General features: G+C 55.8%; 20 protein-coding genes and 1 tRNA gene. 7 read left to right on the top strand and 14 right to left on the bottom strand.

Translation table 11 applies throughout. The features are described from left to right. Positions 1-46 precede the first annotated feature (46 nt). The 13 genes from BOW52_RS10600 to folB form a co-directional block, all read right to left on the bottom strand. Positions 47-571, bottom strand: coding sequence for a hypothetical protein (locus tag BOW52_RS10600; protein WP_078484053.1), 525 nt, complete (start codon positions 569-571; stop codon positions 47-49). A gap of 126 nt (positions 572-697) precedes the next feature. Then, on the bottom strand, positions 698-2,227 hold the full coding sequence (locus tag BOW52_RS10595; protein WP_172840306.1) for a tryptophan halogenase family protein: 1,530 nt from the start codon (positions 2,225-2,227) through the stop codon (positions 698-700). Positions 2,228-2,285: 58 nt separating this feature from the next. Beyond that, positions 2,286-3,266 carry a sulfite exporter TauE/SafE family protein gene (locus tag BOW52_RS10590; RefSeq protein WP_236725706.1) on the bottom strand — a complete coding sequence of 327 codons (981 nt, stop codon included), beginning with the start codon at positions 3,264-3,266 and terminating at the stop codon, positions 2,286-2,288. A 103-nt stretch (positions 3,267-3,369) separates the two neighbouring features. Continuing rightward, on the bottom strand, positions 3,370-4,881 hold the full coding sequence (ppx, locus tag BOW52_RS10585) for an exopolyphosphatase (RefSeq protein ID WP_320416253.1): 1,512 nt from the start codon (positions 4,879-4,881) through the stop codon (positions 3,370-3,372). 173 nt (positions 4,882-5,054) lie between these two features. Then, positions 5,055-5,780 (bottom strand): phosphate signaling complex protein PhoU, encoded by a 726-nt coding sequence (phoU, locus tag BOW52_RS10580; RefSeq protein WP_078484051.1) that lies wholly within the window; start codon positions 5,778-5,780, stop codon positions 5,055-5,057. 14 nt (positions 5,781-5,794) lie between these two features. Further along, on the bottom strand, positions 5,795-6,622 hold the full coding sequence (gene pstB / locus BOW52_RS10575) for a phosphate ABC transporter ATP-binding protein PstB (protein WP_172840305.1): 828 nt from the start codon (positions 6,620-6,622) through the stop codon (positions 5,795-5,797). A gap of 14 nt (positions 6,623-6,636) precedes the next feature. Continuing rightward, a complete protein-coding gene (gene pstA, locus BOW52_RS10570) occupies positions 6,637-8,313 on the bottom strand; it encodes a phosphate ABC transporter permease PstA (RefSeq protein WP_078484049.1) in 1,677 nt (558 codons plus the stop codon). Positions 8,314-8,325: 12 nt separating this feature from the next. Further along, a complete protein-coding gene (locus BOW52_RS10565) occupies positions 8,326-10,581 on the bottom strand; it encodes an ABC transporter permease subunit (RefSeq protein ID WP_236725705.1) in 2,256 nt (751 codons plus the stop codon). Between the two features lie 190 nt (positions 10,582-10,771). After that, on the bottom strand, positions 10,772-11,749 hold the full coding sequence (locus BOW52_RS10560; RefSeq protein ID WP_078484048.1) for a PstS family phosphate ABC transporter substrate-binding protein: 978 nt from the start codon (positions 11,747-11,749) through the stop codon (positions 10,772-10,774). A 99-nt stretch (positions 11,750-11,848) separates the two neighbouring features. Beyond that, positions 11,849-13,144 (bottom strand): phosphate regulon sensor histidine kinase PhoR, encoded by a 1,296-nt coding sequence (gene phoR / locus BOW52_RS10555; protein ID WP_135622274.1) that lies wholly within the window; start codon positions 13,142-13,144, stop codon positions 11,849-11,851. 51 nt (positions 13,145-13,195) lie between these two features. After that, positions 13,196-13,888 carry a phosphate regulon transcriptional regulator PhoB gene (gene phoB / locus BOW52_RS10550; RefSeq protein WP_078484047.1) on the bottom strand — a complete coding sequence of 231 codons (693 nt, stop codon included), beginning with the start codon at positions 13,886-13,888 and terminating at the stop codon, positions 13,196-13,198. Between the two features lie 89 nt (positions 13,889-13,977). Beyond that, positions 13,978-14,472, bottom strand: a complete 495-nt coding sequence (gene folK, locus BOW52_RS10545) for a 2-amino-4-hydroxy-6-hydroxymethyldihydropteridine diphosphokinase (RefSeq protein ID WP_078484046.1) — start codon at positions 14,470-14,472, stop codon at positions 13,978-13,980. Between the two features lies 1 nt (position 14,473). Then, positions 14,474-14,830: a dihydroneopterin aldolase gene (gene folB / locus BOW52_RS10540; RefSeq protein ID WP_078484045.1), complete on the bottom strand. Its 357-nt coding sequence runs from the start codon at positions 14,828-14,830 to the stop codon at positions 14,474-14,476. Between the two features lie 104 nt (positions 14,831-14,934). On the opposite strand from folB, the gene plsY reads away from it, so the two are divergent. Further along, positions 14,935-15,534 (top strand): glycerol-3-phosphate 1-O-acyltransferase PlsY, encoded by a 600-nt coding sequence (gene plsY / locus BOW52_RS10535; RefSeq protein ID WP_078484044.1) that lies wholly within the window; start codon positions 14,935-14,937, stop codon positions 15,532-15,534. Here the strand turns inward: plsY and tsaD are convergent. Beyond that, positions 15,531-16,544, bottom strand: coding sequence for a tRNA (adenosine(37)-N6)-threonylcarbamoyltransferase complex transferase subunit TsaD (gene tsaD / locus BOW52_RS10530; RefSeq protein ID WP_078484043.1), 1,014 nt, complete (start codon positions 16,542-16,544; stop codon positions 15,531-15,533). The two genes, plsY and tsaD, sit on opposite strands and share 4 nt — an antisense overlap. A gap of 150 nt (positions 16,545-16,694) precedes the next feature. Here tsaD and rpsU point away from each other — a divergent pair, with 150 nt between their 5' ends. The 6 genes from rpsU to BOW52_RS10500 all read left to right on the top strand — a co-directional run bounded on the left by rpsU (position 16,695) and on the right by BOW52_RS10500 (position 22,723). Further along, positions 16,695-16,913, top strand: a complete 219-nt coding sequence (rpsU, locus tag BOW52_RS10525) for a 30S ribosomal protein S21 (RefSeq protein WP_078484042.1) — start codon at positions 16,695-16,697, stop codon at positions 16,911-16,913. 27 nt (positions 16,914-16,940) lie between these two features. Next, the gene (locus BOW52_RS10520) at positions 16,941-17,399 is read left to right on the top strand and encodes a GatB/YqeY domain-containing protein (RefSeq protein ID WP_078484041.1); all 459 of its coding nucleotides are present in this window, start codon (positions 16,941-16,943) and stop codon (positions 17,397-17,399) included. Positions 17,400-17,495: 96 nt separating this feature from the next. Continuing rightward, positions 17,496-19,274, top strand: coding sequence for a DNA primase (gene dnaG, locus BOW52_RS10515; protein ID WP_078484040.1), 1,779 nt, complete (start codon positions 17,496-17,498; stop codon positions 19,272-19,274). A 94-nt stretch (positions 19,275-19,368) separates the two neighbouring features. Continuing rightward, a complete protein-coding gene (gene rpoD / locus BOW52_RS10510; protein WP_078484039.1) occupies positions 19,369-21,210 on the top strand; it encodes an RNA polymerase sigma factor RpoD in 1,842 nt (613 codons plus the stop codon). A 126-nt stretch (positions 21,211-21,336) separates the two neighbouring features. Beyond that, positions 21,337-22,449, top strand: coding sequence for a sugar-transfer associated ATP-grasp domain-containing protein (locus BOW52_RS10505; RefSeq protein ID WP_078484038.1), 1,113 nt, complete (start codon positions 21,337-21,339; stop codon positions 22,447-22,449). A gap of 197 nt (positions 22,450-22,646) precedes the next feature. Continuing rightward, positions 22,647-22,723: transfer RNA gene (locus tag BOW52_RS10500), tRNA-Ile, on the top strand. The last annotated feature ends 126 nt before the right edge of the window (positions 22,724-22,849 follow it).

Here is a 22,849-nt window from a genome sequence, read left to right as displayed (position 1 = left end):
CGTCGTTCGCTCCCGCTCTCAACTACGAATAGGCAGACGGCGTCGACTATCGCGGACTAACCGCCTTCGCTTCGCTATCCATGGCGGTCAGCGTCGGTTTCTGTTCACTATCATAGCCCTCTGTGGGCTCTTGAATTTCGACATTCGAAAACGACTCAACATCAAGATGAAAGATAATTGCATTACGCAAATCACCATTTTTATCTGGTCGTTCTTCAATGTGATGGGTAATGTATTCACAATTCCCTACATAGCGCACGGCTCCAGACTCTACAGACTCGAATAGCAAGACACGCTTGTTAGTATTTTTATGTTCTCTAATAGCGCGATTGCCATTAGACATCCTCATATCACCCTCTTGGCCTTCTCCGGTATACCAAAAGGTGTCATCTGCTCCATAACCATCGTTATAACCGTATGCTTCACCTGCTTCACTGGTAAAAATAAAGACATATGGAAATTCAGCGGGCGTGGAGATTCCACCATACTGTTGCCCCTTATAGATACCGTGAATATCACTCGGGGAGTCGCTATTTTTGCGGAATTCTTCGTCGTTCGCTCCCGCTCTCAACTACGAATAGGCAGACGGCGTCGACTATCGCGGACTAACCGCCTTCGCTTCGCTATCCATGGCGGTCAGCGTGCGACGGATATACGTTTCACCGATTTTGAACATACTTCATCCTTGAAATAATAATTAACCGCCATGCATATGCTTGAGCAGCTCGTAGTGTGAGGGGAGGTGTCGGCGCAGTTGACGCTTGGTCTCGGCCATCTTCTGCGAGTACTTCACCCAGTCGGGCTTGGCCAGGTACTTCTCGGTCGGGAACTGCACCCCCTCAAAATAGCCCTGCCCATTGAGCAGCGAGATGTAGTCCCAATGGTCGAAGAGGAACTTGCCCTCCACATCGTGGGCTGAGGGCATAAACTCCTTCCACAGTTCCAGATTCTCCTGCAGCAGCGGTGGGATATCGATATCGTTGCGCGCCGCCTGCCAGAACGGTTCGGGGCGGTTAGAGGTGTAGTAGGTCATGACGATGAAGTTGAGGATCTCGTCATACATACGATTCATCACCTGGTTGAAACGGTTGATGATCGGATCGGTAATACCCTTCTCCGGGAAGTAGGTGATCAGCATGCGCGCTGTCATCTCGATGGTGTAGATCGCCGAGGCCTCCAGCGGTTCGACAAATCCGGCCGCTAGACCGGTGGCGATACAGTTCTTCACCCAGGTGTTGCGCACCCGCCCGACCTTCATCTTGATCACCTGCGGCGTGACATCCTTCAGCTCAGGATCATTAATATGGGTCAACAGCTCATGTAGCGCCTCATCCTCAGACTTGAACTGGCTTGAGTAGACATAGCCGCTACCCATACGGCTATAGATCGGCACGTCGAAGATCCAGCCGGCACTCTTTGCCGTGGCGGTGGTGCAGGGTCGCATCTTTTCGATATCGCGATGCGGATGGGGGACCGGAATTGCCCGATCGCAGAGCAGATGGTTGCCAAACTCCTGGTAGGGCTCCTTCATGATCTGCTGCAGGATCAGCCCCTTGAAGCCGGTGCAGTCGATCACCAGCTTGACCGGCACCTTTCCCTTCTCTTTGAGATTGAGCGCAGTGATCCACCCCTTCTCATCGAGATCGGCATCGACAAAATCGTCAAGGATATGGACCACGCCACGCTTCTGCGCGATGTGCGCCATCTGTTTGGAGAAGGCGTGGGCATGCAGATGGTAGGTGTAGGGCATGACACTGTCGTAGTCGCCCTGGCCGATCTCCTTCGGACCCAGCGCGTTCTCTACCATCATCTGGGTGGGTAGCACGTTATCGACGTAGCTCTTGGCATCACCGTGCGGGCCAAATTTGTGATAGTAGTAGCTGCTCTCAAAACCGTTAATGTAACCGCCATTGTTAAACGGGTTGTAGAAGCTGCGATCATTGCCCTGTTTATCGACACTCCAGCCGACAAACTTTCCAGCACACTTGTAGGTTGCATCGGAGCGGCGCAGGAAGTCGCGCTCCTTGATACCGAGCTGGCGCAGCAGACGCGGGAAGCCGGTCACCGTTCCCTCACCGACTCCGATGGTCGGAATATTGGGCGACTCGATCAGCGTCACCTTCACCTTCGACTCACCCTTGTTGAGCATCGTCACCAGCGAGAGCGCCATCAACCACCCGGCAGCACCGCCGCCCACTATTGTTATGTCGTCGATGCGTTCATTCATATCGATCATCCCCATCTATACTGGAAAAACAGTGTTTTGAATACGTAGAATTCTCGTGCTACGACTCTTCCGGCCGATAGCGTTTTTCACGATACATCATCAAATAGAGCAAGGCGAACCCACCGCCGACCGAGAGGCTGACCCATAAAACATCACGGCTAAGCGGTATCAGCCAGAGCGATGTAACGAGTTCGATGGCGATCAGAAAGATCAGAAACCGTGCAATGGCATGACGGTCGAGCCGACTACAGACGATGGCACCGAGCGGTGCGCCAATGACTACCACCGGAATTGCCGCCAGCCACCACGACTGCACCTGAGGCGTGAAGGCATCGGTAAAACCGAGATGGAAGAGAAAACCAACCATCGAGTTAAAGGCCATCAGGATTACCGAGGTGGGAGTGGCTACCTTCTCACTCATGTGGAACAGCAGCACCATCACCGAGAAGGTGATGATATCGATACCGTTACCCACCAGTCCCGACATCACCCCGCCGATGAAACCGGCCAGCGCGATAATCCACTGCTCATTCTGTCCGGTCTGCGGCAAAGAGAGATGGGTCAGGCGAATACCTCGGTTAAACATGAAGAGGGTGATGGCAAAGCTGCTGACCAGGAAGGTAAAACTCATCTTCAGCACAGGCGGTGAGAGATCGGGTGCCAGCCAGCCTGCACCGAGCAGAATACCGGGCACACCGCCCAGTCCGGCCCAGCGGATCACGCGCCAATCGACCCGTACCCCCATGGCGATGATCACCACCGAGGCGGCCGTCATACCAACACTCTGAATCGCCAGCGAGAAGACCTTGGCATCCATCGGTGCGATCTGCAGCAGCTTGGTAAAGACGGGAAAGGCGATCGCCCCACCACCCTCGCTGGTAGCACCGGCGATAAACGAACCGAACACCATGGTCAGCGCCACCTGCCAGTTATTCATCACCAACGCAAAGGCGTCGAGGCCGCCATTGAGACCGAGCCAGATCAGCCAGACGACCCCAGCGGTAAGCAGATGAATAAGAAGGATGGAGCGTAGTGCCAAGGTGTTAATCCCTTTTTGTGTCGATGCATCCTAGCATGGCAGTCGGGTCTTCAATCCACCCCAACAGCAGGAGAATTTCCCACTGCAGATCATCTGACAACCACTATTCGAAACGGAGCGTGGCGCCGACCTGCTTCAGGTAACTGCACTCCTGTTTGAGATCGGCACTGGTCAGTGGATGGCGTTCGAGCCAACCCTCAGGAAAAGTGAGTATCAAGGTGTTCTCATCGCCCGTTTTCACACCGATCTCAGGCAGTTTCTGATCGCCTCTACTTCGGTGCAGTAGTACCGACACGCGTAGCAATATCGCCAGCCGTGTCAGCTTGTTGGCCCGTTTGGTGGGGAACGGTTTGAACAGGGTCGAGGGTATTTTGCGCCGGTGTGCTCGTACCAGCACCGAGAGCTGCAACTGGTTCTGATGAGAGAAACCGGGCATATCGGCGTGCTCGAGGATGTAGGCGCCGTGTTTATGGTACTGGTTATGCGCCAGATCGAGTCCGATCTCGTGCAGATGTGCCGCCCAACTCAGCAGCTGTCGATAACTGCTGTTCTTGAGCTTCCAGGCAGCGGCAACGTTATCGAGTAGCTGCTCAGAGAGCAGATCAACACGTGCCGCCTGTTCAACATCGGCACCGAAGCGCTGCATCAGATTCTGCACGGTGCGCTCACGCACATCCTCGTGGCTACTGCGCCCCTGCATGTCGTAGAGCAGCCCTTCGCGCAGTGCGCCCGAGGAGGGATACATACGCTTGATACCGAGGGTGCGGAAGGTGGCACGCAGAATCGTCAGCCCACCCATGAATACCGGTAGTCGCTCGGGTGCCAGCCCGGAGAGTTCCAGCTCATCGATATGACCCGCCTCGAGAGTCATATCGATGAGCTTATCGAGCGCCTTGAGGGTAATACCGTCATCGCTCAGCCCTTCACCCTGCACTACCTTGGCAATCGATTTGATCGAACCGGAGGCACCCACCGCTTCCTCCCAGCCGAGCTGGCGGAAACGTGAGACGTGGGGTTCGAGCTCCATCATCGCTGTCACCTCGGCATTGAGAATGCGCTGTGCGGTAATTCGACCATCGGCGAACCAGCCGCGGCTCATACTGACGCAGCCCATGTAGAGACTCTCGAGATGCAGTGGTTCAAAACTCTCACCGATAATCAGCTCGGTACTACCACCGCCGATATCCATCACCAGACGCCGCTTGGCATCACTCGGCATACTGTGAGAGACACCGAGGTAGATCAGGCGTGCCTCCTCAACACCGGAGATGATCTCGATCGGGTGGCCGAGCACACCATTCGCTTCTTCAAGGAAGGCGGCGCTCTCACGGGCGCTACGCAGGGTGTTGGTGCCGACTATGCGTACATGTTCGGGGGAGAGATCCTTGAGGCGCTGACCGAAGCGGGAGAGGCAGGCGAGCGCACGATCAGCGACCGCACGATCAAGATTACGTTGATCGTCGAGCCCCTCGGCGAGGCGCACCATTTCACGAAGTTTGTCGATGACGACCAGTTCACCCTCGCGGAGGCGGGCGACGATCATATGGAAACTGTTGGAGCCGAGATCGATGGCAGCCATCGATTCGGTGCTGTGTGCGTTCTCTTTCTCTGCCACGGTCAGCTACATTCTCAAACTCTACGGAGCCGCTACTGTAGCGTTTTGCACACCTGAGGTCACGGGCCGCAAGTGATCTGGATCGATTCTTAATTCCACTGAATCTGGGCCGCTTAATAGCACCATAAAACCGGGGCATCACTGATCCGCACTCTGCAAACAAAGCGGAGAGATCAGTGCTCGCTACGCGCCTCCTCCTCCATCTGCTCCAGACTGATGTGGCGCACATCCTTGCCCTTGACCAGATAGATCACGTACTCGCAGATGTTGCGGGCGTGGTCACCGACGCGCTCCAGCGCACGTGCCGACCAGAGCAGATCGAGAGAGACGGTAATATCGCGTGGATCTTCCATCATGAAGGTAATCAGCTGACGGGTGATCGCCTCATACTCCTTGTCGATACGCACATCCTGTTTGGCCACCTCGATGGCGGCCTCAACATCCATTCGGGCAAAGGAGTCGAGTGCCTCGTGTAGCATCTGCCGCACCTTGGTACCCATATGCACCAGATCAACATGTTTGGTCAGACTCTTATCGGCCTCGGTCAGCTGGATCGACATGCGGGCAATACGCTCGGCCTGATCACCGATACGTTCCAGATCGGTGATGGTCTTAATCACCGCCACGATCAGGCGCAGATCCGATGCCGCAGGCTGACGGCGGGCAAGGATCGTACTGCACTCCTCATCAAGCCCCACCTCCATCGCATTGACGTTCACATCACGCTTGATGACCAGATCAGCGAGTCCGGTATCGCCCTCATCGAGGGCCTTTATTGCATCACCAACCTGCTGCTCGACCAGACCGCCCATGTTGAGCACGCGGTTACGCACATCCTCCAGCTCATCGTTAAACTGCTGCGAGATATGTTGACCCATTCCTGAACTATTCTTTGCCATTGCCGTTCCCTCCCTCAGCCGTAACGACCCGTGATGTAGTCTTCAGTCTTCTTCTTGCCCGGATTGGTAAACAGCGTATTGGTGCTGCCGTACTCGATCAACTCCCCCATATACATAAAGGCCGTGTAGTCAGAGACACGTGCCGCCTGCTGCATATTGTGGGTAACGATCAAGATCGTATAACGATCCTTGAGCTCGTAGATCAGCTCCTCAATCTTCAGCGTCGAGATCGGATCGAGAGCCGAGGCGGGCTCATCGAGCAGCAGCACCTCAGGTTCGATGGCGATGGCACGGGCGATGACCAGACGCTGCTGCTGACCGCCAGAGAGGCCAAGCGCGTTATCCTGCAGCCGATCCTTCACCTCGCCCCACAGCGCCGCACCCTTGAGTGCCTTCTCCACCGTCTCGTCGAGCACGCGGCGATTCTTCTCACCCATCAGGCGCAGCCCATAGGCGACGTTCTCATAGATCGACTTGGGGAAGGGGTTGGGCTTCTGGAACACCATGCCGACACGACGACGCAGGCTCGAGACCTCGACCGACTTGGCGTAGATATCGTTTCCGTCGAGCAGGATCTCACCCTCGATCCGACAGCCGTCGACCAGATCATTCATGCGGTTAAAGCTGCGCAGCAGGGTCGACTTACCACAGCCCGAGGGGCCGATGAAGGCGGTGACGCGATTGCGAGGAACCTGCAGATTGATGCCGTGCAGCGCCTGGTTCTCACCGTAGAAGAGCTTGAGGTCTTTAACCTCGATGCTGATATCTTCATTCTCGAGACTCATCTTCTCGACACCGGCCTGATCGATATTGCCGATATCGACTGCGTGGGTCCTACTCATACCACTCTCCATTACTAATTCTCCAGCGCACGATACTTCTCGCGCAGGTGGTTACGTATCGCGATCGCCGCAAGATTCAGGGCGATGATGACCACCACCAGCAGCAGTGAGGTGGCGTAGACCAGCGGTCGCGCCGCCTCAACATTGGGACTCTGGAAACCAACATCGTAGATGTGGAAACCAAGATGCATAAATTTGCGTTCCAGGTGCAGGAAGGGGAAGTTGCCATCGAGTGGCAGGGTCGGCGCCAGCTTGACCACACCGACCAGCATCAGTGGTGCCACCTCACCGGCGGCGCGCGCCACCGCCAGGATCAGGCCGGTCATCATCGCCGGACTTGCCATCGGCAGTACCGTACGCCACAACGTCTCCGCCTTGGTCGCACCAAGTGCCAGCGAACCCTCACGGATCGAGCGTGGGATACGTGACAGCCCCTCCTCGGTCGCCACAATCACCACCGGCAGGGTGAGGATCGCCAAGGTCAGTGCTGCCCAGAAAATACCGGGGGTACCAAAGGTCGGGGCGGGCTGCGCCTCGGGGAAGAAGAGATCGTCGATGTTGCCACCGAGGAAGTAGACGAAGAAGCCGAGACCGAAGACACCGTAGACGATGGAAGGAACACCGGCGAGGTTGTTCACTGCGATTCGGATGGTACGAGTCATCGGCCCCTGCTTGGCGTATTCACGCAGGTAAACTGCCGCGATGACACCAAACGGGGTCACCACCACCGACATCAGAATCACCATCATCACGGTGCCGAAGATCGCCGGGAAGATACCGCCCTCGGTGTTCGCCTCGCGCGGCTCATCGCTGACAAACTCCCACAGCTTGGTAAAGTAGAAGCCGATTTTCTGCAGCAGAGACATCGCGTTCGGACGGTAGGCGCGCACCACTGTCGAGACCTTCATCTCGATCTGCTGACCACCACGCTCCTCGAGCACCAGACTATCGCGCTCAACCTGCCCATAGAGCTTGCCAAGCTGTTCGTTTAACACCTCGTAGCGCTGATCCAGCTTGGCGCGTTCCGCGCTCATTTCAGCAAGCGCCTCATCGGTCAACTTACCCTCCAGCTCCAGCCCTCGCTGCTTCAGGCGCAGACGCTCCAGCGCATAGTTGATCGCACCACTATCGTGCTTCTCAATCCCCCTGATCTGCTCATGCAGTGCCGTGGCATGCTCGATGCGCTCCTGCATCACCGTCCAAAGCGCCTCGCCCTCCGCCTCGACCGCCTTGCCGTCGATCTTCACACTGCGCAGATAGCCGTAGTAGTTGCCCCACTCGTGACGCTCCATCGCCAGCAGATCAGCCGGTGTCTCATCCCTGCTAACACCCGAGCTGACCAACCAGCGGAAATCGAAACCATCAACATCACGGTTACCAGTCTTGAGTAGATAGCGCTCAACTGTCTCAATCGAGGTGTCGACCGGATAGCCGGTCTCACGCACGGTGGACGCCAGTACGCTTTCGATCTCGACGACCTCACCGATCACTCGCACCTGCTTACCATCCGACTCCTGGTAAGCCATCTCATGGATTGATGCTGGCCAGTAGTGGCCCAGACCTCGAATTGCGATCAGGATTAGCAGACCGACGACCATAATCATGCTGGCGGCCACCGCCGCAGCGGTCATCCAGACCCAGGGATCACCGCTCTTCCACCAGTTTTTAAGATGCGAACCCGTTGAGTGCATAGCATCGGCCCCTTACAGGTTGCTGTACTTGCGGCGCAGGCGCTGACGCACCAGCTCGGCAATCGTGTTGAAGACAAAGGTGAACATGAACAGCACCAACGCGGCGAGGAACAGCACCCGGTAGTGGGTGCTGTGCACCTCAGATTCGGGCATCTCCACCGCAATATTGGCCGAGAGGGTACGCATGCCCTGGAAGATACTGAAGTCCATCACCGGCGTATTACCGGTGGCCATCAGTACGATCATCGTCTCGCCCACGGCACGACCGAGGCCGATCATTACCGCCGAGAAGATACCGGGGCTGGCGGTGAGAATAACAACGCGAATCATCGTCTGCCACGGTGTAGCACCCAGCGCCAGTGAACCGAAGGTGAGGTGTTTGGGCACGCTGAAGATCGCATCCTCGGCGATCGAGAATATGGTCGGGATTACGGCAAAGCCCATCGCCAGACCGACCACCACCGAGTTACGTTGATCGAAGGGAATACCCAGCTCACTGCCGATCCAGCTGCTCATGCTGCCGCCGAAAAGGGCAACCTCCATCCAGCCACCGATGACAAAGGATAGCCAGGCCCAGAAGATCACCACCGGCATCAACAGAGCCGCCTGCCAACCCTCAGGCACACTCTGACGAATAGCGGCCGGCAGTCGACTCCAGAGGTAGGAGGCGAGAAAGATACCCAACGGCATCATCACCAGAAACAGCGCAATACTGGCCAGACTCTCCTCGATCGCAGGGGCCAGCCACAGACCAGCGAGGAAGCCGATGATCACAGTCGGCAGTGCCTCCATGATCTCAATACCCGGCTTGACCAGCTTGCGCATGCCTGGCGCCATAAAATAGGCGGTATAGACGGCACCGAAGATCGCCAGTGGCACCGCAAAGATCATTGCGTAGAAGGCCGCCTTCAGGGTACCGAAGGAGATCGGGGTGAGGCTGAACTTGGGCTCGAAATCGTTACTCGCCGAAGAGGATTGCCAGATATGTTTCGGCTCCTCATAGCTCTCGTACCAGACCTTACCCCACAGTGACGACCAGGAGATCTCGGGGTGCTCGTTGTGCACCACCGTAAAATGGAGTTGTTCACCTGACTGCGCTATCAAGGCGTTACCACGTGGTGAGAAGGCGAGACGGCTGATCGGTTGATCGGTGATCTCGGCCACCAACAGACGGCGCTCAGCAGTGGTGTGGAAGATACCCACCCGACCGGTTGAATCGGCAGCAGCAAAGCCCTTACGACGACTCTCCGGTGCGATCACCTCAACCGGTGCACTGCCCAGCTGGAAGCTGCGAATCTGGGTAAGCACGCGGTTGTTCTGTGCATCACGCACCGGGAACCACTGGCTGATGGCACCGTTACTGCTGCCAACCAGTAGTGAGATGCTGCCGGTTAGGAAACGCAGCGCACTGATCTGCTCCCCGGCGGGTACTACATGGGTCTGCTGCAGTAGCTGTGGACTCTCGGCATCGCTGACATCGTAGAAGCCGACCTCACCCTTGCGACTGGCCGCATAGACGATACGCAGATCCTTATCGATCAGCAGATAGTCAACCGGATCGGCAATCGCCGGCATCTCACTGCTCTCACCACTCCAGCTCAGCTCATCATCTAGCATCGACTCCTCGGCCTCGAGCAGCTTGAAGAGCATCTCTCCTTGTTGGGTAGTGGCGACAAATGCAGCGCTCTCCTCCTCCAGATGCATCGCAACCTGGCTCAACGCAGCACCACTCGGTGCAAGCTCAATCGGTGCCTCACCCATCGGGAATTCAATCTTTGGCGTGATGGTTCTCGTGCCCTCGGGGAAGGTGATGCGGAAGGTGTGTTTGACCACCACCACCGTACCGTCGTCGAGACCAAAGAGGACCATCCCGGTCGCCTCATCGGCAGCACTAAAGGCGGTAACACGTCGATCACTGGGGATCAGATCGACCACCTTACCCGCCTTGCCATCTGCCACACTGAAAAAGCGCGCCTCTCCCTGCTCGGTGTAACGAACGCCCTGCTCATTCAGCTCTTCAACCGCTAGATGAAGGGTTCGCATCTCACTTTGGTGGGCACCGGGAACAGTGTAGTGAACCGGCTCTTCAACCTCGGCGGAATAGAAGAGTGGCACCACTTCATAAAACAGATAGAAGGCGATTAGCAGAATCGCGACAATGACGCTGATACCGCCAAATCCGACGAAATTACGCGCCAGACGATCCTTAAACAGTCGCCAGTTATCGCGCGAGTTAATGTCTGTTTGATGTGGGAGTGATTTCGACATGGCGGCATGTTAATCGCTCAATATGACGATTTTGTTACACCTTTATTACGGTCTTATTTCTCGATTGATTGCAGTTTCCACAACGATCTCACCCACAACGGTGAGATCCGGCGACCACGCACAAAAAAGCCCCGCCAAAGCGGGGCTTTTTAACACCATCCCTGGTGATTAGATCCTGACTACGCAGAACTTAGTTCAGCTTGGCCAGCTCCTGCTCAACAACCCTGGCAGGCAACGGGATGTAGCCATCCTTCACAACAACCTGCTGCCCCTGCTTGGAGAGCACCAGCTTGATGAACTCACGGGTGATTGGATTAACCGGCTTGTTGGGGTGTTTGTTGACGTAGACGTAGAGAAAACGTGACAGCGGATAGGTTCCGGCTACCGCCGTCTCTGGTGTAGCTTCAATGAAGGGCTTGCCGGGTTTCTTGGTCAGAGGCACGGCACGCACACCCGAGGTCTTGTAACCGATACCTGAGTAACCGATACCGTTGATAGAGCTGGTTATAGACTGAACCACTGAGGCTGAACCGGGCTGCTCGTTCACGGTGCTCTTGAAGTCACCCTTACAGAGCGCCTTCTTCTTGAAGTAGCCGTAGGTGCCCGATACGGAGTTGCGACCGTAGAGCTGAACAGTTCGACCCTTCCATGCACCCGTAAGGCCGGTATCGCCCCACTTGGCGATATCAGTATCGCCACCGCACTTGCGGTTGAATGAGAAGATCGCATCGACCTGAGGAATGGTCAGACCCTTGATGGGGTTGTCCTTGTGCACGTAGACGGCCAGCGCATCAATTGCAACGCGGATCGGGGTCGGCTTGTAGCCGTGCTTCTTCTCAAATGCCTCGAGCTCCTTGCTCTTCATTTTGCGGCTCATTGGGCCCAGGTTTGAGGTTCCCTCAGTCAGTGCAGGTGGCGCAGTCGAAGAGCCTGCCGCCTGGATCTGGATGTTGACGCTGGGGTAGGCACGTTTGTAATCCTCGGCCCACAGGGTCATCAGGTTGGCCAGGGTGTCTGAACCGACACTAGAGAGATTGCCTGAGACACCGCTTGCCTTGGTATATGCAGGGATGGATGAGTCGACCTTGGCACCAGCCAGGGCGCTACCGGCAAACAACGCAGCTGAGAGCGCGACACCAGCGATATTGAGGGTCTTGAGAGAATTCATTAAGGCACTACTCCTAATCAGTTAATTACTGAGACGAATAGTGACCAATAAAGATGACAGAATTATGAAACCGCCGTGAAGGCTTTGTTACAGAATCGCTTATGAGCTCTCACTGAGAGATATCCGCTCGAGCGGGAAGTCACAGTTAAAGCGACTCCCCTTACCGAAGGTACTCTCGATATGCAGGTCGGCGGCGTGGCGGTTCAAGACATGTTTAACGATCGCCAGTCCAAGGCCGGTACCACCACTATCGCGCGAACGTCCCATGTCGACACGATAGAAACGCTCAGTCAGACGTGAGATATATTCGCGCGGGATACCGACACCATCATCCTTAATCTCAAAGTGCGCCCCCTCATGGTCACCGAACCATTCAATCTCAATCTTCCCCCCTTCGGGCGTGTATTTGACCGCGTTGATCACCAGATTGGTAAAGGCGCTACGCAGCTCACCCAGATCACCCTGAAGCGTTACTGTCGGATCAGCATGCAGATTAATCGTGTGCTGGCCACCGCTCATCGCCTCCGCTTCATCCTTAATACCCTCGAGCATCTGCGCCACATCGACCGCCTGCTGCGTGGCACTCTCAGGCTCATTCTCCAGTCGCGAAAGGAATAGCAGGTCATTTACGATTAACTGCATTCGTGATGACTGCTCGCGCATGCGGTTTATCGGCCGCTCCATCTCGGCCATGCAGACCTCGTTATCCTCGAGCGCCTCGAGATAGCCGTTTATTACCGTCAGCGGGGTACGCAGCTCATGCGACATATTGGCAACAAAATCACGCCGCATCTGCTCCAGATGCTGGATGCGGGTCACATCACGAACCACCAGTAGGCGCTGATTCTTGGCATAGGGAACCACACGAATGCGCAGCGTTTTGCTGGCATCGACTGGAGAGGCCATCTGCAACGTTTCACTATAGTTGCCACTGGCCATGTAGTGGGTGAAGTAAGGGTAGCGCACCAGATTATCGATACGCTGACCGGCATCGCGTTTGTGCAGTCCGAGTAGTCGTTTAGCAGCGGCATTGAACCACTCAATCTCGCCCTGTTCCGCAGTGATCACCATCGCATCGGGCATCGCTGCGGTGGTCTCCTGAAAGCGTTTGAAGAGCTTCTTCATCTTGCGACGATTGCGACGATCTCGCTGACGCATGCGGTGTAGATCGTTAAACAGCTCGCCCCAGATGCCATCGCCCTCAGGGGGTTCACTGCTTCCACCCTGCCTAAACCACCTCTCAAGCTGATACAGGTGACGAAGATGCCAGACCAGATAACCCGACACAGTGAGCAGTAGCAGCATGAGCGTTTCGCCCGTCAACAGCCCCAGCAGCAGCATCACAACGATCACTGCAACCAGACGCCAGATCTCCTCCGCCCATCGGTTTGCCAAGATTACACCTTAGGCCGGATAAGGGGATCAACGCTGGGAATTCGCATGGTGTTAACCGGCCTTATTTGAGAAGCGGTAACCCGAACCGCGCACGGTCTGAATCAGACGATCATAACCACCGGGCTCGAGCACCTTACGCAGACGACGGATATGGACATCGACGGTGCGCTCTTCGATGTAGACGTTGCCACCCCAGACCCGATCAAGCAGCTGACTGCGACTATAGACACGCTCGGGGTGGGACATAAAGAAGTGCAGCAGTCGATATTCGGTTGGTCCCAGGGTGAGCGGAGCCGCATTGACTGAGACTCGTTGCGCCACTGGATCGAGTTCAAGCCCATCAACCACGATCAGCGCCTCATCCTCGTGGGTACCGACACGGCGCAGTACCGCCTTGATACGTGCCAGCAGTTCGCGGGTCGAGAAGGGTTTGGTTACATAGTCATCGGCACCGGATTCGAGGCCACTGACCTTATCCTCCTCCTCGCCACGTGCGGTTAGCAGAATGATCGGTAACTCACGGGTTGCATCGTCGCGCTTGAGACGACGCGACATCTCGATGCCACTCATACCCGGCATCATCCAGTCGAGCAGCACCAGATCGGGCATCCGGTCGGCGATCATCGCCACCGCCTGCTCCGCATCACCCGCCTCACTGCACTCGTATCCATTACGAATCAATGTGTCGGCAACCATTTCACGAATCGCCGTCTCATCTTCAACTACCAATATATGTTTGATCACGCCTGTCGCCACTCTGTTAATACATTGACCATTGCAGCAGAGAAATATTACAACTCAATGACAACGAGTGGTGGAACTGACATGGGAGATCAACCAGAGAACTCGAAGTCGACCGGCCAGAGACGCTGCCCCTGATCGCCAAAGGCGGTCCAGAGATCGGCATATCGCTGCTTACTAACCGGATGACGCAGATCGGGGGCGATCTCGGAGAGCGGTAGCAGGACAAATGCGTAGTCGTTGATCTCGCCGCGTGGAAGCTGCATGCCCGGCTCATTAACAACCAGATCGTCATAGAGCAGCAGATCGAGATCGAGGGTACGCGGCGCGAAACGTTTTGAGCCACGCAGTCGACCCTGCTCCTGCTCAATACGATCGAGGGTCTCAGCCACCGCCTCTACCGTCATATCGGTATCAAAGCCGACCACCGAGTTGTAGAAGAGGTCTCCCTCGAAGCCGACCGCCTCACTCTCGTAGACCCTGGAGAGGGTCAGCTCACCAAAGCAGCGCGCCATCTCGCTGACGGCGGCACGAATACGCTGCTCTCGTTCAATGTTGCTACCGAGACTGACAAAGACGCGCGCCATTTCAGTCGCGACTACCACGTTCAATGATGATGCCGACACCCGCAGCGCCACGCACCGCACCCACCTTATTCAGTGTGACCCGCACCCACGGCACACCAAACTCTTCTCGAACGATCTCCGATACACGCTCGGCAAGCGTCTCAACCAGATTGAATTCGCTCTCGCCGACAAACTGGATCAGGTGTTTGGCGACACTTTTATAGTCGAGCGTATCTTTGATGTCATCGCTCGCCGCAGCGCGGCGTATATCGGCGCCCATCTCAATATCGAAGCTGACGGTCTGCTTGATGCGCCGCTCCCAATCGTAGATGCCGATGACGGTGTCGATGCGCAGGTCGCGCAGGAAGATGGTATCCATATAAATTGTTGTCTGACCCTCAAAACCAGCTGTGATGGTAAAGCAGCCTCTACTAAATAACCAACCGCTTGACCCACATCGACGCAGCGTTTCCAATAGCCGCCATGAATATTGAACTCCACCAGCTCTTCATCCCGCTCGCCTACCTGCTCGGCTCACTCTCCAGCGCCATTATCGTCTGCAAGGTGATGGGGCTACCCGATCCACGTACCGAGGGTTCCAACAACCCTGGCGCCACCAATGTGCTGCGTATCGGTGGCAAAAAGGCGGCGGCAATCACCTTGGTAGGAGACATGTTGAAGGGTTTGATTCCGGTGCTGGCAGCCAATCTATATGGTGTCGAAGCACTGGTTCTGGCGCTCACCGCGCTGGCGGCCTTTCTTGGCCACCTCTACCCAATCTTCTTTGGGTTCAAGGGTGGAAAGGGTGTAGCCACCGCACTGGGTGTGCTGATCGGCATTCACTGGATGGTCGGTGGGCTGACCATTCTCACCTGGCTGGTGATGGCGAAGTTGTTTCGCATCTCCTCACTCTCGGCACTGATCGCCACCCTGCTGGCACCCGGCTACATCTACTGGCTGCTCGGCTCACTCGAGCTGACCATCGCCAGTGGCGTGATGACGGCGATCCTATTTTGGCGTCATCGCAGCAACATTCAGAACCTGCTCAACGGCACCGAATCGAAGATCGGCAAGAAGGACTAAACCGCGCTCAGCTCATCCATCGGCCAGCGTGGCGTTGCGCCGATTGCGGCGGGCTCGTGCTCACCAGCCATCAGTCGCTGACACCCCGCGTAGGCGATCATCGCACCGTTATCGGTACAGAACTCGGTGCGCGGATAGAAGATCTGCGCACCCTCCTCCTCAGCCAGCTCGGCCAGACGGGCACGTAGTGCCTTGTTGGCACTCACACCACCGGCCATCACCAGGCGTGGAATACCAGTTTGGCGCAGGGCGCGACGGCATTTGATAGCGAAGGTATCGACCACTGCATCCTGAAAGGAACGTGATATATCGGCCTGGGTCTGCGTATCGATGCCATTTTTCTGTGCGGTATTGAGGGCGAAGGTCTTGAGGCCACTAAAACTGAAGTCTAGCCCTGGGCGATCGGTCATCGGACGCGGGAACCTGAAGCGTGTCGGGTCACCCCGCTCGGCACACTGTGCCAGCACAGGACCACCGGGGTAGCCGAGCCCAAGCAGCTTGGCGGTTTTATCAAACGCCTCACCGGCGGCATCGTCGAGTGTTTCACCGAGCAGTTTGTAGCGCCCCACCCCATCCACCTCAAACAGCTGTGAGTGGCCGCCTGAGACCAGTAGCGCCAGAAACGGGAAGGCGGGCTGTTCGGCCTCAAGCATCGGCGCCAGCAGGTGCCCCTCCATATGGTGCACTCCCACCGCCGGCACACCGAGACTCCAGGCGATGCTGCGCCCCACCGAGGCGCCGACCAGCAGCGCACCGACTAGCCCGGGACCCGCTGTGTAGGCGACACCCTCAATATCGGCGCGGGTGAGTTCACACTGACTGAGCAACGATTCGAGTAGCGGCAGCAGCTTGCGCACATGGTCGCGTGAAGCGAGTTCTGGTACCACACCGCCGTACTCGGCGTGCATCTCCACCTGACTGTAGAGCTGATGACCGAGCAGTCCTCGCGCAGAGCAGTAGAGCGCCACACCCGTCTCATCACAGGAGGTTTCGATACCAAGCACTATCATTTGCACGCCTTTGGACTACGGTTAGTTGATCGGAGAAGGGTGATTTTGCCATAAGCGGGGAAGATGTGTAGAATTCGCTCTCTTTCGCCGTGCCGGGTGGCGCGGATGATTTATATTCAACCGATATATTTAAGGATTAGGTGTTAACCGATGCCAAACGTTCGTGTAAGAGAAAACGAGCCCTTTGAAGTTGCCATGCGTCGCTTCAAGCGCAGCTGTGAAAAAGCTGGAATCCTCTCTGAGGTCCGCAGCCGCGAGTACTATGAGAAGCCCACCCAGGAGCGTAAGCGCAAGAAGGCTGCTGCTGTTAAGCGCCACATGAAGCGCTCTTTCAAAGAGAACGCACTGCGCCGTCCTCGCCTCTACTGATCCCTCCGACTCCCCGTACCGCAAGTTATGTCCCTCAAGCTACAGATTACTGAGGAGATGAAAACCGCCATGCGGGCGGGGGATAAGTCGCGTCTGGCGACAATCCGCCTGATTCTGGCCGCCATCAAACAGATTGAGGTCGATTCTCGTATCTCACTCGATGACGATGACGATGACAACCAGACCCTGGCGGTACTCGACAAGATGGTCAAGCAGCGACGCGAGTCGATTGCCCAGTACCAGAAGGCCAAGCGTCAGGAGCTGGTCGATATCGAAGCGGCCGAAATCGAGATCATCCAAACCTTCCTACCCCAACCCCTCACTGATGGTGAAATCAACGACATGATCAATGCTGCGGTCGAGCAGACCGGTGCTGCATCTATCAGAGACATGGGCAAGGTCATGGGCATTCTCAAACCGCAGATGCAGGGTCGTGCCGACATGGGCGCAGTCAGCGGCATGATCAAGGCGCGTCTAAACGCCTGATTCCGGGGTACCGCCCCAATGCTTTACCAAATCCACCTAACACACACGCTGTGGTAATCTGCCAGCGACCGCAAACTTGCGCATCTCTTTGAGACCATGGCAGGCCTGATCCCACAACACTTCATTGATGAACTGGTTAATCGTGTCGATATAGTCGATGTGATCGACACACGTGTGCCGCTGAAGAAGGCGGGCCGCGATTTCACTGCCTGCTGTCCCTTCCACAACGAGAAGACACCCTCCTTTACCGTCAGCCCAGAAAAGCAGTTCTACCACTGTTTCGGCTGTGGCGCACACGGCACCGCCATCGGCTTTTTGATGGACTATGAACATATGGAGTTCGTCGATGCGATCGAGACTCTAGCATCGCAGATCGGACTCGAGGTGCCGCGCGAGGCAGGCGATAACCAGCCGACCCGCAGCCATCAACCACTCTACGATCTGATGTTGCAGTGCAGTGAACATTTTCAGCACCAACTACGCGAACATCAACAGTCAGAGCGCGCCGTTAGCTATCTCAAACAGCGCGGCCTAAGTGGCGAGGTGGCACGTGATTTTGGCATCGGTTATGCCGCACCCGGCTGGGACAACCTGATCAACGCTCTTGGTAGCAGTGCTGAACAGAAAAATTTGCTGCTTGAGGGTGGCATGCTAATCAAACGCGACGACGGCAGCGGTCTCTACGACCGTTTCCGCGACCGCATCATGTTCCCGATTCGCGATAGACGCGGACGCACCATCGCCTTTGGTGGACGCATCCTTGGCGATGAGAAGCCGAAGTACCTCAACTCGCCCGAGACGCCCGTCTTCCACAAGGGTCAGGAGCTCTACGGCCTCTACGAGGCGCGTCAGGCAGTGAGAAATCTCGAACGGCTGCTGGTGGTTGAGGGATACATGGACGTAGTGGCACTGGCACAGTTTGATATTCGCTACGCCGTTGCCACCCTCGGCACCTCCACCACCAAAGAGCATCTGGAACGGATGTACCGCGTGGTACCGGAGGTGGTCTTCTGCTTCGATGGGGATCGCGCCGGACGCGAAGCGGCCTGGCGTGCACTGGAGAACGCCCTGCCGGTGATGCAGGAGGGGCGCGAGGCACGCTTCCTCTTCCTTCCCGACGGTGAGGATCCCGACACCCTGATTCGCCAGGAAGGAAAAGAGGCGTTTGAGGTACGCATCAGCAACGCCTTGAACCTCTCCGACTACCTCTACGACAAGCTACTGCAGGAGGTCGACATGAAACGGGTAGAGGGGCGCGCCCGACTTGTCGAGATCGCCAAGCCGCTGCTCGCCAAGCTGCCTAAAGGGGTGTTCCACCACCTGATGCAGGAACGACTGGCACGACTCAGCGGTATAGACAGCGCACAGCTGGCGTCTATGATTGGTGGGGAGAGTGGAAGTGGCCCTCAGCGCCGCACCGAAACAAAAATCAGACCCAAAGCAGACCGTGGTGGCAATCAATCGCCTTCAATGGTGCGCCACGCCATTACTTTGTTGCTGCTGCGCCCGGAACTTGCCAACCAGGTTGGTGATCAAACCGGACTGGAGCAGATCGATATGGCGGGCATTCCGCTGTTACAGGAGCTGATCGGCGTGGTACAGAGTGGCGGCGTTTCCAGCACCGCTGCAATCCTTGAGCGATGGCGCGATCGTCCTGAGGGGAGACACCTCAATAAGCTGGCCAGCACACCACTCGACCTGCCGGAAGCGGGTGCTGAGCAGGAGTTTCTCGACACCCTACAGGGGCTGAAACGCCAATATGCCGACCAACGTCGAGAGGCACTACTCTACAAACAGCGTGATCAGGAGTTAAGTGGTGATGAAAAAAATGAGCTTCAACAACTATTTAGAGAGAAGGCTGCTCGCCATAAGTAGCACTAAAGTAGTACTTTAAAAGTGGCAAAATAAGCCCCATATGCTATAGTGCGCGGTTCTGTTTAACGTTAATTAATTTCGAGTCATTCGCCAAATGTCAGTCGACCTTTCAAGCCAAGATCAGCAATCACAACTCAAACTACTTATCGCTAAGGGCAAGGAGCAGGGTTACCTCACCTATGCCGAGGTGAATGACCACCTGCCGAATGAAATCGTTCAGCCTGAGCAGATCGAAGATATCATCAGCATGATTAATGATATGGGCATTCGCGTGCATGAGGTTGCACCCGATGCCGACACCCTGATTATGACCGACAGTGCAGCTGGCACTGGCAGTGAAGACGAAGATGAGACCGCCGAGGCACTCGCAGTTCTCACCGCGACGGTCGATAGTGAAACTGGTCGCACCACCGACCCTGTGCGCATGTATATGCGTGAAATGGGTACTGTTGAGCTGCTGACCCGTGAGGGCGAGATCAAGATCGCCAAGCGTATCGAGGCTGGCCTCAACCAGGCACTCTATTCACTGGCCAGCTACCCCGCCTCACCCGCGATCCTGTTACGTGAGTTTGAGAAGTTCGTTTCCGAAGACATTCGCCTTACCGACATCATCTCCGGCTATGTCGATCCCAACGAGAGCGACGAGGTTCCAACACCCGCACAGGTTAACAGCGGCGCAAACAAAGATGATTCAGATGACGATGAAGTCGTTGAGGATACCGGCCCCGATCCAGATGAGGCGCGCGCCCGCTACAAGAAGCTGAAAAGCCTCTACAACCGCACCATGAAGGCAGCAGAGAAGGACGGCACCGAGGATCCCAAGACCGAGAAGCTGCGCCTGCAGATGGCTGAAGAGTTCATGCTGCTCAAGCTGATACCACGCATTATCGATGAGATGTCGCACAACCTGCGTAATGTCATTGAGCGAATCCGCACCCATGAACGCCACATAATGAACCTCTGCGTCGACAAGGCGAAGATGCCACGCAAGGACTTTATCACCAGCTTCCCCGATAACGAGACCAACCTTGAGTGGGTCGAGAAACAGATCCGCGCCAAGCGAAAACACTCCTCAATGATTGGCCAGATGAAGAGTGACATCCTGCGTGCGCAGAAGAAGCTGATCGCAATTCAGACTGAGAGTGGCATGACCATCGCTCAGATCAAAAGCATCAACCGCAAGATGTCGATCGGTGAGGCGAAGGCGCGTCGTGCCAAGAAGGAGATGGTTGAGGCTAACCTGCGTCTGGTTATCTCCATCGCCAAGAAGTACACCAACCGCGGCCTGCAGTTCCTCGATCTGATCCAGGAGGGCAACATCGGCCTGATGAAAGCGGTCGACAAGTTCGAGTATCGTCGCGGCTACAAATTCTCTACCTACGCCACCTGGTGGATTCGTCAGGCGATCACCCGCTCTATCGCCGACCAGGCGCGCACCATCCGTATCCCGGTACACATGATCGAAACGATCAACAAGCTCAACCGCATATCACGCCAGATGCTGCAGGAGATGGGCCGCGAGGCGACCCCTGAGGAGCTGGCCGAGCGCATGGACATGCCTGAGGACAAGATCCGCAAGGTACTGAAGATCGCCAAGGAGCCGATCTCAATGGAGACCCCGATCGGTGATGATGAAGACTCACACCTGGGCGACTTCATTGAGGATCAGAACATCCTCTCGCCCTCTGATGCCGCCACCTCCGAGGGGCTGCGTGAAGCGACCCAGGGCATCCTCTCTGGCCTGACCCCACGTGAGGCTAAGGTGCTGCGCATGCGTTTCGGTATCGATATGAATACCGACCACACCCTTGAGGAGGTTGGCAAGCAGTTTGACGTTACCCGTGAGCGTATTCGTCAGATCGAGGCGAAGGCATTGCGCAAACTGCGTCATCCTACCCGTTCAGAGGTACTACGCAGCTTCCTCGAGATGGAGTAGACAAACACCTGGCACCTAAGAAAGCTCGCTTCGGCGGGCTTTTTTTATGCGCATAAGAGACAAGCCAGGCCACACAAATACAGCAAGATCGTGCCACCCTCGACTGGAAATAGGTAACAACAACCCGTGACCACACTGCCCTCTTTTGCAAAACGCCTTCTACAGAGATTCAACAAACAGAATCGGCGTCGTCGACGGAAACAGCGTAAACACGTACAAGAGGGCGCCGAGAGATATGGACTCGACCCCGCAGCCTGCGACGAACAGTATGCAGCCGAGATCAACCACTATTGGCACAAGCACTACGGCCGTTCTGTCCACCCCCTCTGGCACACACTCTACGACAAGAGACTCAAACACAGAGACGTTCGCTTTGTACCTAGCTACAACTGGTGGGAGGAGATCATGCCCTTCTTTAATGATCTCACCCTACGCCCCACCTATCTTGATAAAAATCTCAGCGACTCGTTTCTCAGCATCACACAGTCGCCCGCCACCCTGATAAAACGTATGCATGGTCACTACTACGATGCAGACAACCAACCACTCACCTCATCAGCCGCCCATCAAAGGCTCATCGATGCCTCACAACCACAGATCATCAAGGGCAGCCGTACCGACAACGGTGACAACATTCATCTATTAGAGAGTCACAACGGTTGCCTGGAGATCGACGGGGAAACCACCCCTTTCACAGATCTCGAAAACCATTTTGGTAATAACTACATCGTCCAGGAAAAGATCACTCAACACCCTCTAATCGCCAAACCCCACCCAAGCTCAGTCAACACCATCAGGATCGTCAGCTTCCGTTGGCAAGATGAAATCCACATTCTCCTCTCGATACTCAGATTTGGCATCGACGGAAACATCTTTGACAATGCCAGCAATGGCGGCATCTTTTGCGGTATAGACCGAAATGGAGAGACTCACAAGACAGCCTTTGATAAGAAAGGGACGGCCTACTGCGTACACCCAACCAGCGGCTACGAATTTTCCAACCAGATCACTATTCCCAACTATCCACAGCTATGCGAACTTGCCGTCGAACTACACAGTCAAATCTTCCACTTCGACATCGTCTCTTGGGACTTCTCGATCAGCCCGCAGAGTGAGCCGATATTTCTTGAAGTCAATTTTCGCGGCAGTGCCGACACTTACCAGCTCGCAAGCGGGAAACCTCTTTTTGGCAACCTAACCGACGAGGTCCTCAAAACAGTCCGAGAAAGCCGCAAGTAACAGCCTTCATCCGCACAATGCGAAACTCACTCATCAAGATTCAAGCACTCACACATGATTGCTCCTAATGAGTTGTCAGGTATAATTCTGCCGGCGGTAAACTTCTGGAAAGCCCAGAAAAGCATGCATCTGTCCTTCTCACTCCAACAGAGCATCGATAGCAAAGTTAACCGTCCCAAAGAGAGCGATCTCAAATTGGGCCTATAGCTCAGTTGGTTAGAGCAGGGGACTCATAATCCCTTGGTCCTTGGTTCGAGTCCAAGTAGGCCCACCAACTAACTCAATGCATTACACGTTTTTCGTCCGGGGAGTCGCTATTTTTGCGGAAGCTTGTTTTGGGCATCCAAGCCCAAGCAAGCGGCAAATACTTAACGCGACCGTTTATGCCTACGGCGCCCCG

Origin of the sequence: Solemya pervernicosa gill symbiont (assembly GCF_002020875.1) — a bacterium.
Lineage (GTDB): Bacteria > Pseudomonadota > Gammaproteobacteria.
Note: the sequence above shows the minus strand (reverse complement) of the source record. Positions and strands in the feature narration are given on the sequence as shown.